We start from the raw sequence: 14,586 nt of genomic DNA on the forward strand, positions 1-14,586 counted from the left end.
CGCTGGACGGCGGGCGGGGTGCCGGTTCAGTGTGCGGAGCCCGACAGCTGGAGTCCGACCACCCCGGCGATGACCATCGTGATGGAGACGATCTTCAGGGTGGAGACCACATCGCCGAGGAAGACCATGCCGTAGATCGCCGTACCGGCCGCACCGATACCGGTCCACACCGCATACGCCGGGCCGACGTCGAGCCGGCGCAGCGCCAGCGTCAGCAGACCGAAGCTGCCGAGGGCGAAGGCGGCGAACGCGATGGTCGGGAACAGGCGGGTGAAGCCGTGCGAAAGCTTGAGGCAGACCGCGAAGCCGGTCTCCAGGATCCCCGCCACCACGACCAGCAGCCACGCCATGTCCCATTGCCTCCGTCAGCCAGGGCCTGTCCGGCGGACCGACCCAGGGCCTGTCTCAGGTGAACGGCGACGGGGCGTCAGAATGACTCCTTACGGCCCCGTTCGGGCGGTCAGGGCGTGATGGACCACTGCGCCGACCTTGGTGTGATTATGCCTTTACCTCGGACGGGCGGGGGCAAACTTCGGCGATCAGTCGCCCTCGCGTCGTTCCCGGGTGGCCAGGAGGCGGCGCAGGGAGTAGAGGCGGGCCGGATCGGCGTGGCCGTCGCTGACCCACTGGTCCAGCGCGCAGTCCGGTTCGTCGTGGCTACAGGCCCGCGGGCACTCCGCGGTGCCCGGCTCCAGGTCCGGGAAGGCGTGGATGACCCGGGACGGGTCGACGTGATGCAGCCCGAAGGAGCGGACGCCGGGGGTGTCGATGACCCAGCCCGAGTCGTCGGGCAGCGGCAGCGCCAGCGCGGAGGTGGTGGTGTGCCGCCCGCGGCCGGTGACCGCGTTGACATGGCCGATGGCCCGGCGGCGCTCCGGGACCAGGGAGTTGACCAGGGTGGTCTTGCCCACCCCGGAGTGCCCGACGAACGCCGTCATACGGCCCGTCAGCGCGGCCCTGACCCGCTCGGCGGCGCTGCCGTCGGCGAGTTCGTCGCGGTTGGTGACGAGGTAGGGGACGCCGAGCGCGCCGTAGGACTCCAGCAGGGTGTCCGCGGACGCCAGATCGGACTTGGTCAGCACCAGCAGCGGGTCGAGGCCCGCGTCGTAGGCGGCGACCAGACAGCGGTCGATGAGCCGGGGGCGCGGCTCGGGGTCGGCGAGCGCGGTGACGATCGCGAGCTGGTCGGCGTTGGCGACCACGACCCGCTCGAACGGGTCGTCATCGTCGGCCGTACGGCGCAGCGTCGAGGAGCGCGGCTCGACCCGCACGATCCGGGCGAGGGTGTCCTTGGCGCCGGTCAGATCGCCGACGACGGCGACCCGGTCGCCGACCACCGCGCTCTTGCGGCCCAGTTCGCGGGCCTTCATCGCGGTGACCGTACGGCCCTCGATGAGGCAGGTCAGCCGCCCGCGGTCGACGGTCAGCACCAGGCCCTCGCCGGCGTCCTCGTGCTTGGGGCGGATGTTGGTGCGGGGGCGGTTGCCCTTGGGGTTGGGGCGGACGCGGATGTCGTCCTCGTCGGGGTTCTTTCCGTAACGGCGCATGGCGGCGTCAGCCTCAGCCTCTCCGGGCGGACACGGCCGCCGGGTCGAGCATGTCCGTCCACATCGCCGGGAAGTCCGGCAGCGTCTTGGCGGTGGTGGCGACGTTCTCCACCTGCACGCCGTCGACGGCCAGGCCGATGACCGCCGCGGCGGTGGCCAGCCGGTGGTCCTCGTAGGTGTGGAAGACCCCGCCGTGCAGCGGGCGCGGGCGGATGTGCAGACCGTCCGCGGTCTCGGTGACATCGCCGCCGAGCTCGTTGAGCTCCTTGGTGAGGGCGGCCAGCCGGTCGGTCTCGTGCAGCCGGAGGTGCGCCACCCCGCGCAGCGTGGAGGGGGAGTCGGCCAGCGCGGCGACCGCGGCGATGCCGGGGGTCAGCTCGCCGACCTCGCTCAGGTCGACGTCGATGCCGTGGATCCGGCCGGTGCCGGTGAAGGTCAGCCCCCGGTCGGTCAGCTCGCAGGAGCCGCCCATGGTGGTGAAGATCTCGCGCAGCGCGTCACCGGGCTGTGTGGTGTGCTCGGGCCAGTCCGGGATGGTGACCCGGCCGCCGGTGACCAGCGCCGCGGCGAGGAACGGCTGGGCGTTCGACAGATCCGGCTCGACGACCAGATCGCGGCCGAGCAGCGCGCCCGGGGTGACCCGCCAGACGTTGGGCTCGCCGCCCGCCTCCGGGGTGTCCACCTGCGCGCCGACGCTGCGCAGCATGTCGACGGTCATCCGGATGTGCGGCATGGAGGGCAGCGCCGCGCCCACGTGCCGGACCTCGACGCCCTGGTTGAAGCGCGGCGCGGACAGCAGCAGCGCGCTGACGAACTGGGAGGACGAGGACGCGTCGATCTCGACCCGGCCGCCGTCCAGGCCGCCGCTGCCGAAGACCGTCATGGGCAGCGCCCCGCGGTTGTCGTCGTCGATCCGGGCCCCCAGGGCGCGCAGCGCGCCGATCACGCCGCCGAGCGGACGCTCGTAGGAGCGCGGGTCGCCGTCGAAGCGGATCGGGCCGTCGGCGAGCGCGGCGACCGGCGGCAGGAAGCGCATGACCGTTCCGGCGTTGCCGACGTCGATGGTGGCCGGGCCGTGCAGGCCCGCCGGGATCACCCGCCAGGCCTCCCCGCCACCGGGCTGCCCGGCGGTGTCCGAGCTGGAGGAAGCGGTCTCCTCGATGCCGACGCCCAGGGTGCGCAGGGCCTCGGCCATCAGGAGCGTGTCACGGGAGCGCAGCGGCCGGCGCAGCCAGCCGGGCTCGGCGGAGAGGGCGGCCAGGACCAGGCCGCGGTTGGTGACCGATTTGGAGCCGGGCACGGTGACGGTGGCATCGACGGCCCCGGAGGCGAGGGGGGCGGGCCACAGGGCGGGATGTGTGGGGCTCTCGGTCATGCCCTTACTTTAATGGCTGGGCAAGGGTGCCGATCTTGATCAAAAGCGCCGCAACCCCTGCGAAACGCGGCACGGGGGGTGCACTCACGTGCCGGAACCGCGTCCGCGGCACAGCCCCCGGCCGGGGTGGCGGCGGAACCGGCCCCCGGCGCGGGCCGGTTGACGTCAGAGGCCAAGCAGCCAGCGCCCGCCGCCGATCAGCGAGCACAGCGTCACCACGTGGAAGAGGCCGAGCCAGACGGCTGCCGGGACATGGGTCAGCCGTGCCAGCTGGTCCGGATCGGAGTCCACGGCGCCGCCCCGGCGCCGCTTCCCCTGGAGCTCGAACGGCGGCCGCACCCCGCCCAGCAGCAGGAACCACACCACCACATATGCGAACGCCGCCTGCACATCCGGCGTCGTCAGCCAGGAGACCAGCACGAACGCGGCGCCGGTGAGCACGACCGTGAGCACGCCATAGGCGTTCCGGATCATGATCAGCATCGCCAGGAGCAGCGCGGTGGCGCCCCACAACAGCGCCGTGATGTGCCCTGCGGCGAGGAGCGCGGCGCCCGCCAGACCGAGCAGCGACGGTGCGATGTAACCGGCTGCCGCGGTCAGCACCATGCCCAGACCGGTCGGCTTGCCCCGCGAGACGGTCAGGCCCGAGGTGTCGGAGTGCAGCCGGATGCCGTCCAGGCGGCGGCCGGTGAGCAGCGCGATCAGCCCGTGCCCGCCCTCGTGCGCGATGGTGACGGCGTTCCGCGCCAGCCGCCAGGCGGTGCGCGGGACGACGGCGCCCAGCGCGAGCACCGCCGAGGCGATCACCAGCCAGAGCGAGGGATCGGGCTGGGTCCCGAACACGCGGCTCCATATGTCCGTGAGGTGGTCGGTGTCCATGTCTCCCCTTCGTGTGGCATGGCAGTGTGGCACGCATGTGCGGTAGGTATGCAGCGAGTCGTCGCCCCGAGGACCTGGTGGGACTCTTCGGCGTTCAGCAGTGGGAGCCGACGGAGACCCTCGCGCCCAGTTGGAACGTGGCCCCGACGGCCCCGGTGCACGCGGTGCTCGAACGTCCTCTCAAGGGCGCGGCGGCCGGGGACCTCCCGCCGGGCGGTCCGGCGCGCCAGCTGCGGGCGCTGAAGTGGGGCCTGGTCCCCTCGTGGTCGAAATCACCCGAGGCCGCCGCGAAGATGATCAATGCCCGGGCCGAGACGGTGCACGAGAAGCCGTCCTTCCGGCAGGCCTTCGCGACCCGTCGGTGCCTGCTGCCCGGAGACGGGTATTTCGAGTGGGTCACCGATCCCGCGGAACGGCAGCTGGAGGAGCAGGGCAAGAAGAAGCGGCCCCGTAAGCAGCCGTATTTCGTGACGCCCGCGGACGGCTCCGTGATGGCGATGGCCGGGCTGTACGAGTTCTGGCGGGACCGGACGCTGCCCGGCGATCACCCGCTGGCCTGGTGGGTGACCTGCACCGTGGTCACCACCGAGGCCGAGACCACACCGCTGGCAGGGGCCGGCGGCAGCGGGCCGCAGTCGCTGGCCGAGATCCACCCCCGGATGCCGCTGGTGCTGACCCCGGACCGCTGGGACGCCTGGCTCGACCCGGCCCGTACCGACCCGGACGAGGTACGCGAACTGCTGACGCCGCCGCCGGCCGGGCTGATGCGCGCCTATCCCGTACCGACCGGGGTCAGCAATGTCCGCAACAACGGGCCCGAGCTGGTCACCGAGCTCGACGGGCCCGAGGTCGGCACGCTGTTCTGAGCCGCCGCACCGGCCCGCCGCGCTGCCCTTCCCGCCGTGGCGCGGGCAGGATGGGCGTATGAGCACTGTGGCGAGGGAGACCGAGACGGTCGCGACACCGGCGGGCGATGCCCGGATCACCTGGTACCGCACGGCGGAGCCGGCGCGGGCCGTGGTGGCGCTGAGCCATGGCGCCGGCGGCGGCATCGAGGCGCGTGACCTACAGGCGCTGGCGGCCGCGCTGCCGGCCCGCGGCTACTCCGTGGCGCTGGTCGAGCAGCCGTGGCGGGTGGCGGGCAAGAAGGTGGCGCCCGCGCCGAAGACCCTGGACACCGGCTGGACCGCGCTGTGGCCGGCGCTGGCGAAACCGGGGCTCCCGGTGGTCGCCGGCGGCCGGAGCGCCGGGGCCCGGGTGGCCTGCCGTACGGCGCGGGAGCTGGGAGCGCGGGCCGTAGTGGCGCTGAGCTTCCCGCTGCATCCGCCGGGGCGGCCGGAGAAGTCCCGGGCGGACGAGCTGACCGGCGCCGGGGTGCCGACGCTGGTCGTGCAGGGCGGCCGGGACCCGTTCGGCCGCCCGGAGGAGTTCCCGCCGGGCACGGAGCTCACCGAGGTGGCGCACGGTGACCACGGCTTCGCGGTACCGAAGAAGGCGGGCGTCGGGGAGGCGGAGTCGATGGCCGTGATCACGGACGCGGTGACGGGCTGGCTGGACGGGTTGCTGGGCTGACGGCTCACCCCTCCTGTCCGCGCGGCCGGGCCCGGACGTGCATCCGCTCGCCCTGTCTGCCGAAGAGGCTCAGCAGCTCCACCGACTCGTCGCCCGCCGGGCCGAACCAGTGCGGCAGCCGGGTGTCGAACTCCGCCGCCTCCCCGGCCCGCAACTCCACCTCGCGGTCGGCCAGCAGGAGCAGCAGCCGCCCGGACAGCACGTAGAACCACTCGTAGCCCTCGTGTGTGCGCTGCTCACGCGGTCCGCCGACCGGGTCCAGGATCAGCTTGAACGCCTGCAGCGCGCCCGGCTGGCGGGTCAGCGGGATCGCGGTCCTGTCCCCCAGCCGCATCGGGGCCGCCCGCACCCGGGGATCGCCCACCTCCGGCGCCCCCACCAGCTCGTCCAGCGGCACCTGATGGGCCTGCGCCAGCGGCAGCAGCAGTTCGAGGGTGGCCTTGCGGCCGCCGGACTCCAGGCGCGACAGGGTGCTCACCGAGATGCCGGTCGCCTCGGAGAGCGCGGTCAGCGTCACCCCGCGCTCCTGGCGCATCCGCCGCAGCCGCGGGCCCACCTCGGCGAGGACCCGCTCGTATGCCTGATCGTTCACCCTTCTATTGCCGAAGCGGCAAGCGCATTTGTCAACCCGTCGGCCGTCCGAATCCTTGACCGCGGACCGGGAATGCCGCGGCGATCACGGCTGTTGTGCCATGCGTAGTGCTCGAGTACGTCCGGTGAACGACGAGGAATGGGAGTCCGCCGCATGGGAATCGCTTGCCCGGCCCGCCCGGCCGCCGATCTGCCGTGGTCGCAGATGCAGGTCACGCAGCCCGCCCTGGCTGGAGCGGCGGCGGCACCGGATCGTCGTCTATTCTCCGAATCGGGTGGGTCCGCATCCGGATCCAGGACGGTGTTGGAGGAGGTGGGTCCGGTCACCGGTACCGACGCAGGGACCGACGGCACGGCGCAGGAGCAGGTCCAGGAGAGCGCCGCCGAGCGCAATGCGCGCTTCGAGCGGGACGCGCTCACCTTCCTGGACCAGATGTACTCCGCCGCGCTGCGCATGACGCGCAACCCGGCCGACGCGGAGGACCTGGTGCAGGAGATGTACGCGAAGGCGTATGCGTCCTTCCACCAGTTCCGGGAGGGCACCAACCTCAAGGCGTGGCTCTACCGCATTCTCACCAACACCTTCATCAACTCCTACCGCAAGAAGCAGCGTGAGCCGCAGCGCAGTGCCGCCGAGGAGATCGAGGACTGGCAGCTGGCGCGCGCCGAGTCGCATATGTCGACCGGGCTGCGTTCCGCCGAGTCGCAGGCGCTCGACCACCTCCCCGACTCGGACGTGAAGGCCGCACTCCAGGCGATCCCCGAGGAATTCCGTATCGCGGTCTACCTGGCGGACGTGGAGGGCTTTGCGTACAAGGAGATCGCGGACATCATGGGGACACCCATCGGCACGGTGATGTCCCGTCTGCACCGCGGCCGGCGCCAACTGCGCGGCATGCTGGAGGATTACGCCCGTGAGCGCGGGCTGGTCCCGGCGGGGGCGGCGGCCGGTGACCCGCAGGCCGCGCAGACGTCGGACACGCACGACCGGAAAGGCTCGGGATCATGAGCTGCGGAGAGCCGCACGAGAAGGACTGCTCAGAGGTCCTTGATCACCTCTACGAGTATCTCGACCGGGAGATGCCCGCCGGGGAGTGCGCAGATTTCCAGGTGCATCTCGACGAGTGCTCGCCGTGCCTGGAGAAGTACGGCCTGGAGCAGGCCGTGAAGAAGCTCGTCAAGCGCTGCTGCGGCCATGACGACGTCCCCAGCGATCTGCGCTCCAAGGTCATGGGCCGGATCGAGCTCATCCGGGCCGGGGAGACCGTCCCCGACGTGAGCGTGCTCGAACAGGCCAAGAAGGAACAGGCGCAGCGCGCGCGGGAGGACGCCGCGGAGTCCGCGGCAGCGGAGGGGACCGGTCCGGCCGACGCGACCGGCTCCACCGATGCACGTACCGGGGCCGCACGGGCCGAATAACGCGGCACATCACCCCAAGGGGTGAGGGGCGGGGCCCTCGTCCCGCCCGATCCGCTGAACCGCCTTCCCCGGCGCCTTTGCCCCTCTATTCTCACCGACCCGAGCGCACTGCGGATGCGGCGCGCCAGTGCCCCGGCTCCGCACGAGCCCGGGGGAGCGGTGGGCAGGGCGAGGAGGCGCGATGCGAGGACTTCCGGCGGCCGCACGAGGGTATATCGGCTGCGCCGCGCCGGCCGCGGCGCTGTGTGCCGCCCCCGCGATGGGCCTCGGCCCCGACGCTCCCTGGAGCAGCGCCCTCGCCTTGGCCCTCCTGTACGGGCTCTGCGAACAGCTGCGCCGCTGCCGGCCACCGGTCGGCCGGGCGCCGTACGCCCCCGACTCCGGGGCCCCGGGCGGCTTTCCCACCGGATGGGCCGGGCCCGTCCTGCTCGCCGGTGTCTTTCTGCTGCCGCCGCCGCTGGCCGCGCTGGCCGCCGTCCCCGGCGCGTTGCTCGCACCGGCCGGGCCGCGCTTCGCCGCCGCCCGCCGCCTCTGGCACGCCGCCGAGCTGGCGCTGGCCTGCTGGGCGGCCGCTCAGGTGTTCCGGGTCCTCGGCCACCAGCCGCTGTCCGCACCGCAGTTCCCCGTGGTGCTGCTGCCGGCCGCGGCGGCCGCGGCCACCTTCTGCGTGGTGCTCGCCGCGCTCGACGGCGGGGTGCTGGCCGCCGCCGAGCGGCACCCCGTCCGCACCGCCTGGCGCGGACTGCTGACCCGCTCCCTGGGGCCGCATCTGGTGCACGGTCTGGCCGGGCTGATGATGGCGGTCCTGTGGTGCAGCTCGTACGGGCCGCCGGCGGCGCTGCTGGTGCTGCTGCCGATGTACCTCTCCTGCTGGGCCTTCGACCGGTACCACCGGGAACGCGCCGCCCACCAGGCCACCATCCGCGCCCTCGTCCAGGCCGTGGACATCAAGGACCGCTACACCCGCGGGCACAGCGAGCGGGTCGGCCGGGCCTCGGTGATGATCGCCCGGGAGCTGGGCCTGGCGGAGGACCGGATGGAGGCGCTGCGGTTCGCCGGCATCCTGCACGACGTCGGCAAACTCGGCGTCCCCACCCGGCTGTTGCGCAAGGACGGGCCGCTGACGCCCCAGGAGCGCCGGGTCATCGAGCTGCACCCCGAGTACGGGCACGAGATCGTGCGCGGCATCGGCTTCCTGGAGGAGGCGCGGGCGGCGATCCTGCACCACCACGAGCGGCTGGACGGCAGCGGCTACCCCTACGGACTGAGGGGTCATCAGATCCCGGAGGTGGCACGGGTGGTGGCGGTCGCCGACGCCTTCGACGCGATGACCTCGACCCGTTCCTACCGCCGGGCCCGGCCGGTGCCGGCGGCCGTCGCGGAACTGCGCAAGTGCGCCGGTGCGCAGTTCGATCCGCGGATGGTCCGCGCGCTGGTGGCCTCGCTCGACCGCGACGGCTGGCATCCGGACCTGGTGACGGCGGCGGACCCGGAGCCCGGCACGGGGTGGTCCGGGCAGGATGACGCCCTGCCGCGGGACGCCGGGGGCGGGGCGCCCGTACCGGTGCCGCCCGTGCCGCTGCCCGAACGGGCCGGACGGGACGGTGTGCGGTGAGCGGCGTCGCGGAGGAGTCCCCGCGCGACCGGGCGGCCGGGCGCCGGGCGGCACCGGCCCCCGCACCCGGCGCCCCGCGCACCGCGGTGCCGGGCACGTGCGGCGGCGGTGCCGTGATCGCCGCGGTCTACGTGCCGGCCACCGCCCTGGCCTGCTGGTCGCTGGGCCGGACGCTGTGGGACGGCCTGGCCGAGCCGGGGATCGCGCTGGCCTTCGGGGTGCTGATCACGGTGGGTGAGCTGGTGGGGCAGGGGCCCGCCCCGGCGGCCGGGGGCGCACGGGTGCCGGGGGTGCGTGAGGGCGCACCGCTCGGCGCGGCCGGCGCCCTCGCCTACGCCCTGCTCGGCGAGGCCGGCGGCCGGCCGACGACCCATGGCGTCCACCAGATCGTGGCCGTGGTCCTGGCGGCCGGTCTGGTCGGCCTCGTCCCGCGGCTCGCGCGCGGCGAGGGACCGGCGCTCGACCCCCTGGCGCGCCGGGTGCTGACCACCGGCTTCGCCGCCACCTGCTTCCAGCCCCTCTACAACACCGGGACGCTGGGCTCCTGGGTGGCCTCCGGGCCGGTCTACCCGGTCTTCCTGATCGCGCTGCTGGCGCTGACCGCGCTGTGTGACGCGGTCCTGGTGGCCGCGCTCGCCCGGGCCCGCACCGGCTGGCCGTACGGGCCGCTGCTGCGCGACGAGTTGCGGGCGCTGCTCGGCATCGGCTCGGCGGTCTGCGCGACCGGGGTGGTGATCTCGCTGGCCACCGCGGTCGCCGGGCTGTGGGCGCTGCCGGTGTTCTGTCTGCCGCTGCTGCTGACCCAGTTCGCCTTCCGCCGGTTCGCGGCCGTCCGCGCCACCTACCGCCAGACCATCGCCTCGCTGGCCCGTTCCACCGAGATCGCCGGCTACACCCCGCACGGCCATGCCCGCCGGGTGGCCGCGCTCAGCCGTGCCGTGGGCCGTGAACTCGGCCTGAACGAACCGGATCTGGATGTGCTCGAACACGCCGCGCTGATGCATGACATCGGCCAGCTCTCGCTGCTGGACCCGGTGCCGGACGGGGCGACCGCGCCGCTGCCGCCCGCCGAACAGCGCCGGATCGCGCTGCTGGGCGGCGCCGTGGTCCGGCAGACCGGCGTCCCCGCCGAGGTCGCGGTGATCGTCGAGCGGCAGGCCGACCCGTACCGCGAGCAGCCGGTCACGGCACGTATCGTCCGCACCGTCAACGCCTACGACGACCTGGCGGGGGGATCCGCGGGGCCGGGCGGCCCGCTGCGCGCCCTGGAGCGGCTGCGGCTGTCCACCGCCCGGGACCACGAGCCCCGGGTCGTCGAGGCGCTGGCCAGGGTCCTGGCCTGCGGCGGCCGGGCGGCGTGAGACGGCCGAGGGGTCCGGTGCGGAATCGTCCCCCTGCGGATGGCCCTCCCGGCCACTACGGAAGGCTCCTCCGGCCATGTATGTCCCGACAATGCCTGAAATGACACCCCGGCTGGCGCTCGATGGGCCGCTGCCGACGCCCCATCCGCCCCAGCCACCACACCCCCGCCTTTGCGCCGTAGCCGGGCCCGCAGGTCGTGGAACCCATGGGTAATGAGCGCCCTCCGAGATGGGCATGGTTGGATGCGAAGGGAGCCCCTTTCAGGGGGTTCAGGGGGTCGGCGAAGGGCAAGGAGCCGCAGGGGGACCGGCAAACCGGGCTGAGCCCGGCGGCAATCTGTGGCAGGTTGTCGAGTGGGCCCCCAGAAGGCCCCGGACGCCGCTCGGGACCCCACCTCAGCGGCATCAAGAGCAACCAGCAGGCGGGAATCGTGAGGATCTTCGGCAAGGTACGGCACCGGCCCTCCGCCTCGTGGCGGCAGGCGACCGACCGGGCTTTCACGCTGATCGGCGACGGCCGTTACGAGGACGCGGGAGCACTGCTGACCCGCGCCGCGGACATGGAGCCGTGGCTCTCCGAGTCCTGGTTCAACCTGGCCCTGCTGCACAAGTTCCGGCACGACTGGGAGCAGGCCCGGGCCGCCGGACTGCGCGCCGTCGCGCTGCTGGACCGCGAGACCGGGGCGCCCGACTGGTGGAACGTCGGTATCGCCGCCACCGCCCTCCAGGACTGGCCGCTGGCCCGCCGCGCCTGGCAGGCGTACGGCCTCAAGGTCCCCGGCGGGGGCTCCCCGTCCGGCGAACCGCTCGGCATGGCCCTGGGCAGCGCCGCGGTCCGGCTCTCCCCGGAAGGCGAGGCCGAGGTCGTCTGGGGCCGCCGGCTGGACCCGGCCCGTATCGAGGTGCTGTCCATCCCGCTGCCGTCCTCCGGGCGGCGCTGGGGCGAGGTGGTGCTGCACGACGGCGTCCCGCACGGCGAGCGGACCACCGCCGCGGGCCCCTCGTACCCGGTCTTCGACGAGATCGAGCTGTGGGCGCCTTCCCCGGTCCCCACCTGGGTGGTGCTCCTGGAGGCCGCCACGGAGGCCGACCGGGACGCCCTGGAGCGGCTGGCGGCCGATGCGGGCTTCGCGGCCGAGGACTGGTCGTCGTCGGTGCGCCTGCTGTGCCGTACGTGCTCGGAGAGCCGGATGCCCAGCGACGAGGGTGAGGGCGAGCACCTCGACCCGCACGACCACAGTGAGCCCGGCCACCCCGGCCCGCTCGGCCACCGCACCGCGGGCTCCGGCTCACTGTGGGTGCCGGAGCGCGAATGCGGTATCGCGGCGCCGTCCGCCCTGGTCCGCGGCCTGCTGGACGGCTGGGTCGCGGACAGCCCGGACACCCGGGAGTGGCGCGATCTTGAAGAGGTCTGCTGAGGGTCCGGCTGCGCCCCCGTAGGCTGTGGGGCGACTATTCAGGGTTTTCAGGAAGGCGTACGGCGGAGATGGCCCAGCAGCCTGTGTTTGATCAAGACGGTGACCAGCGCGTGGACGAGGAGTTCAGCGACGACGTCACGGACGCCGGGGAGCGGGAGGCCGCCCACCGTGAGCGCGGCACCTCGCGGCCGATCACGGTCGTCGGCAACCCGGTGCTCCACAAGGAGTGCAAGGACGTCACGGAGTTCGGCGACGAGCTGGCGCAGCTGATCGACGACATGTTCGCCAGCCAGCGCACCGCCGAGGGCGTGGGCCTGGCCGCCAACCAGATCGGCGTGGACCTGAAGGTCTTCGTCTACGACTGCCTGGACGACGAGGGCGTCCGGCACGTCGGGGCGGTCTGCAACCCGGTGCTGGACGAGCTGCCCGCCGAGCGCCGGATCCTGGACGACTCCAACGAGGGCTGCCTGTCCGTGCCCGGCGCCTATGCCGAGCTGGCCCGCCCCGACTACGCCGTGGTCCGGGGGCAGGACGCCAAGGGTGAGCCGATCGCGATCCGGGGCACCGGCTACTTCGCGCGCTGCCTCCAGCACGAGACCGATCACCTCTACGGCTACCTCTACATCGACCGGCTCAGCAAGCGGGACCGCAAGGACGCGCTGAAGCAGATGGCCGAGCGGGAGCCCCGCTACCCCGTCGTCGCCAACGACTGAGACGAACGGGCGCCCGGCTGCCGGCCGGGCGCCCGTCCGCGTCACGACCCCTGCTGGTAGGCCTGCCAGACCTTCGGCGGGAGGGTCGTGCCCAGCTCGCTCTTCGCCCCGCCGACACCCTGCATCGGCAGCAGGGCGGGGGTGCCCGGCTTGTTGCGGAACATGGTGACGGCGGTGGTCGGCTCGTTGCTGTCCCCGGCGCCGGGCGCGCGGTCCGGACGGACGACCTTCCCGGTCTTCGCGCCGGTGCCGGGACCGAAGCCCGGTTCCGCGGCGGACGGACTGCCGATGAACCACGCCGACTTCATCCGGTCGCCCGGCTCCGTGCGCCCGGCCGCCACCGGCTGCTCGGGGCCCAGCCCGCCGTCCCGGCCCAGGGTGAGCCAGCCCATGATCCGCAGGGAGTTCGACACCTGCTCGGCGACCTTGGCATCGAGCACCTGCTCGGCCTCGGGGCGGCTCAGCCCCGGCACCTTCTTGCCGTCGTAGGTCATCCCGGACACCGCGTAAGGCTCCTGGTGCAGCCCGCCGTTGGCGAAGGTCGTGTAGGCGCTCGCCATCCGGATCGCGCTGGGTGCGGAGGTGCCCAGCGGGAAGGTCTGTTCCAGCTGCGCCATGCTCTCCTTGCGCAGCCCCGCCTGCACCGCGAGATCCCGGATCCGCTCCAGCCCGATCCGCTTCCCGGCCTGGACGAAGGGCGGGCTCTGGCCCATCAGCAGGGCCCCGCCCAGTTTGTCGGCCGGGGTCTGCTCGCCGTCCGCCGGCGCGGCCTTACGGTCCTCGCCGTCCTCGCCGTCCTCGCTGTCCTCGCTGTCCTCGCTGTCCTCGGCCTCCTCCTGGAGCGCGGCCGCCAGCACGAACGGCTTGAAGGCGGACCCGGCCGGGACCGCCGAGGTGTCCGCGTTGTTGCTGAAGTGCTTGGTGGCGTCCGGACCGCCGTACAACGCGACAATCGCCCCGTCACCGGGGCGTACGGAGGCCGCGCCGAACTGCACGAATTCATCGGCCTCGCGGTGCTTCGGATCGATTTCCTTCCGGCGGACATCGTTGACGGCCTTTTCCAGGCGGCGGGTGCGCTCTTTGTCGAAGGTGGTGTGTATGTGATAGCCGCCGCGCGCCAGATCCTTGTCGGTCAGCCCGGTGCGGGCCCTGATGAACTTGTTGGCGACATCCATCAGATAGCCGGTCTGGCCGGCCTGGCTGGTGGGCTTCGACAGTTTCCGGGGCTCCGGGAAAGTGCGGTACTCCGCCCGCTCTTCCTTGCTCATCTTCCCGGTGGTGACCTGCCGGTCGAGTATCCACTCCCAACGCGCCACGGCCCGTGCGTGATTGGCCTTGCTCAGCCCCGGGTCGTACTGCTCCGAACCCTTCAGCACGGCGGCCAGCACGGCGCCCTGGCTGGGATTCAGCCGGTTGGCGTCAATGCCGTAATACGCATGGGCGGCGGCCTCGATGCCATAGGAATCGCGGCCGAACCAGCTGGTGTTGAGATATCCGCGCAGAATGTCGTGCTTGGACTTCTGGTTGCTCACCTTCAGCGAGATGATGAATTCCCGCACCTTGCGGGTGACCGTCTGGTCCTGTGAGAGATAGGTGTTCTTCACATACTGCTGGGTGATGGTGGAGCCGCCCTGGGTCTCCCCGCCGGAGACCATGCTGACCAGGGCGCGGCCGATGCCCTTGAGGGAGACCCCGGCATCGCTGTAGAACGTTTCGTTCTCCGCCGCGATCACGGAGTTCTCCACCGAGTCCGGCACCTTGTCGAGGGTGACGTTCTGCCGGTTGACGGCGCCCACGCTCACCATTTCGCTGCCGTCGGACCAGTGATAGACGGTGGCTTGCTTGCCCGCCAGTTCATTCTCGTCAGGCACGTCGATCTTCGCGTAGACCACAGCGAACAGCCCGGCCAGACCGAGCATGCCGAGCGAGAGGAGCCCGAGCCACTGACGCCATGACGGCAGCCAGCGGCGCGGGCCCTCCCGCCCCTGCCGCGGATAGTCGAGGAACCGGCGACGCCCCTTCGTTCCCTTCATGCCCGGATAGAGACGGCGGCCCCTGCTCCGGTTGCCGAGGTAACAGAACGCTCACAAACGGCG

The 14,586-nt window shown here is 72.7% G+C and carries 14 protein-coding genes; 8 read left to right on the top strand and 6 right to left on the bottom strand.

All coding sequences use genetic code 11. The features are described 5' to 3' along the window. Nucleotides 1-26: 26 nt before the first annotated feature. The 4 genes from CP981_RS25920 to CP981_RS25935 form a co-directional block, all read right to left on the bottom strand. Nucleotides 27-350 (bottom strand): DMT family transporter, encoded by a 324-nt coding sequence (locus CP981_RS25920; RefSeq protein WP_085922813.1) that lies wholly within the window; start codon nucleotides 348-350, stop codon nucleotides 27-29. Nucleotides 351-539: 189 nt separating this feature from the next. Then, nucleotides 540-1,547 carry a ribosome small subunit-dependent GTPase A gene (rsgA, locus tag CP981_RS25925; RefSeq protein ID WP_085922814.1) on the bottom strand — a complete coding sequence of 336 codons (1,008 nt, stop codon included), beginning with the start codon at nucleotides 1,545-1,547 and terminating at the stop codon, nucleotides 540-542. 13 nt (nucleotides 1,548-1,560) lie between these two features. Beyond that, complete coding sequence (aroA, locus tag CP981_RS25930; protein WP_085922815.1) at nucleotides 1,561-2,922, bottom strand: 3-phosphoshikimate 1-carboxyvinyltransferase; 1,362 nt, start codon at nucleotides 2,920-2,922, stop codon at nucleotides 1,561-1,563. A 165-nt stretch (nucleotides 2,923-3,087) separates the two neighbouring features. Beyond that, nucleotides 3,088-3,801, bottom strand: a complete 714-nt coding sequence (locus tag CP981_RS25935) for a M50 family metallopeptidase (protein WP_085922816.1) — start codon at nucleotides 3,799-3,801, stop codon at nucleotides 3,088-3,090. Nucleotides 3,802-3,836: 35 nt separating this feature from the next. Between CP981_RS25935 and CP981_RS25940 the strand changes: the two genes are divergently transcribed. After that, nucleotides 3,837-4,667: an SOS response-associated peptidase gene (locus tag CP981_RS25940; RefSeq protein WP_085922817.1), complete on the top strand. Its 831-nt coding sequence runs from the start codon at nucleotides 3,837-3,839 to the stop codon at nucleotides 4,665-4,667. Nucleotides 4,668-4,725: 58 nt separating this feature from the next. Continuing rightward, entirely contained in the window at nucleotides 4,726-5,373 is a 648-nt protein-coding gene (locus tag CP981_RS25945) for an alpha/beta hydrolase family protein (protein ID WP_085922818.1), read from the top strand. A 4-nt stretch (nucleotides 5,374-5,377) separates the two neighbouring features. Here the strand turns inward: CP981_RS25945 and CP981_RS25950 are convergent, their stop codons facing one another. After that, nucleotides 5,378-5,965, bottom strand: a complete 588-nt coding sequence (locus tag CP981_RS25950) for a helix-turn-helix domain-containing protein (protein ID WP_085922819.1) — start codon at nucleotides 5,963-5,965, stop codon at nucleotides 5,378-5,380. A 312-nt stretch (nucleotides 5,966-6,277) separates the two neighbouring features. Between CP981_RS25950 and CP981_RS25955 the strand changes: the two genes are divergently transcribed. The 6 genes from CP981_RS25955 to def all read left to right on the top strand — a co-directional run bounded on the left by CP981_RS25955 (nucleotide 6,278) and on the right by def (nucleotide 12,490). Then, on the top strand, nucleotides 6,278-6,973 hold the full coding sequence (locus CP981_RS25955) for a sigma-70 family RNA polymerase sigma factor (RefSeq protein WP_208853081.1): 696 nt from the start codon (nucleotides 6,278-6,280) through the stop codon (nucleotides 6,971-6,973). After that, nucleotides 6,970-7,383 (top strand): mycothiol system anti-sigma-R factor, encoded by a 414-nt coding sequence (gene rsrA, locus CP981_RS25960; protein ID WP_085922821.1) that lies wholly within the window; start codon nucleotides 6,970-6,972, stop codon nucleotides 7,381-7,383. Before CP981_RS25955 ends, rsrA begins: the two co-directional genes overlap by 4 nt. Nucleotides 7,384-7,564: 181 nt before the next feature. After that, a complete protein-coding gene (locus CP981_RS25965) occupies nucleotides 7,565-8,998 on the top strand; it encodes an HD-GYP domain-containing protein (protein ID WP_085922822.1) in 1,434 nt (477 codons plus the stop codon). Nucleotides 8,999-9,111: 113 nt separating this feature from the next. Beyond that, on the top strand, nucleotides 9,112-10,359 hold the full coding sequence (locus CP981_RS25970) for an HD-GYP domain-containing protein (protein ID WP_085923006.1): 1,248 nt from the start codon (nucleotides 9,112-9,114) through the stop codon (nucleotides 10,357-10,359). Between the two features lie 431 nt (nucleotides 10,360-10,790). Further along, nucleotides 10,791-11,777 (top strand): tetratricopeptide repeat protein, encoded by a 987-nt coding sequence (locus CP981_RS25975; protein WP_018089486.1) that lies wholly within the window; start codon nucleotides 10,791-10,793, stop codon nucleotides 11,775-11,777. A 68-nt stretch (nucleotides 11,778-11,845) separates the two neighbouring features. Then, nucleotides 11,846-12,490: a peptide deformylase gene (def, locus tag CP981_RS25980; RefSeq protein ID WP_085922823.1), complete on the top strand. Its 645-nt coding sequence runs from the start codon at nucleotides 11,846-11,848 to the stop codon at nucleotides 12,488-12,490. 41 nt (nucleotides 12,491-12,531) lie between these two features. Here def and CP981_RS25985 read toward each other — a convergent pair whose 3' ends face one another. Further along, a complete protein-coding gene (locus CP981_RS25985; protein ID WP_085922824.1) occupies nucleotides 12,532-14,523 on the bottom strand; it encodes a transglycosylase domain-containing protein in 1,992 nt (663 codons plus the stop codon). Nucleotides 14,524-14,586: the final 63 nt, after the last annotated feature.

The sequence above is a fragment of the Streptomyces platensis genome, from assembly GCF_008704855.1.
Classification (GTDB): domain Bacteria; phylum Actinomycetota; class Actinomycetes; order Streptomycetales; family Streptomycetaceae; genus Streptomyces; species Streptomyces platensis.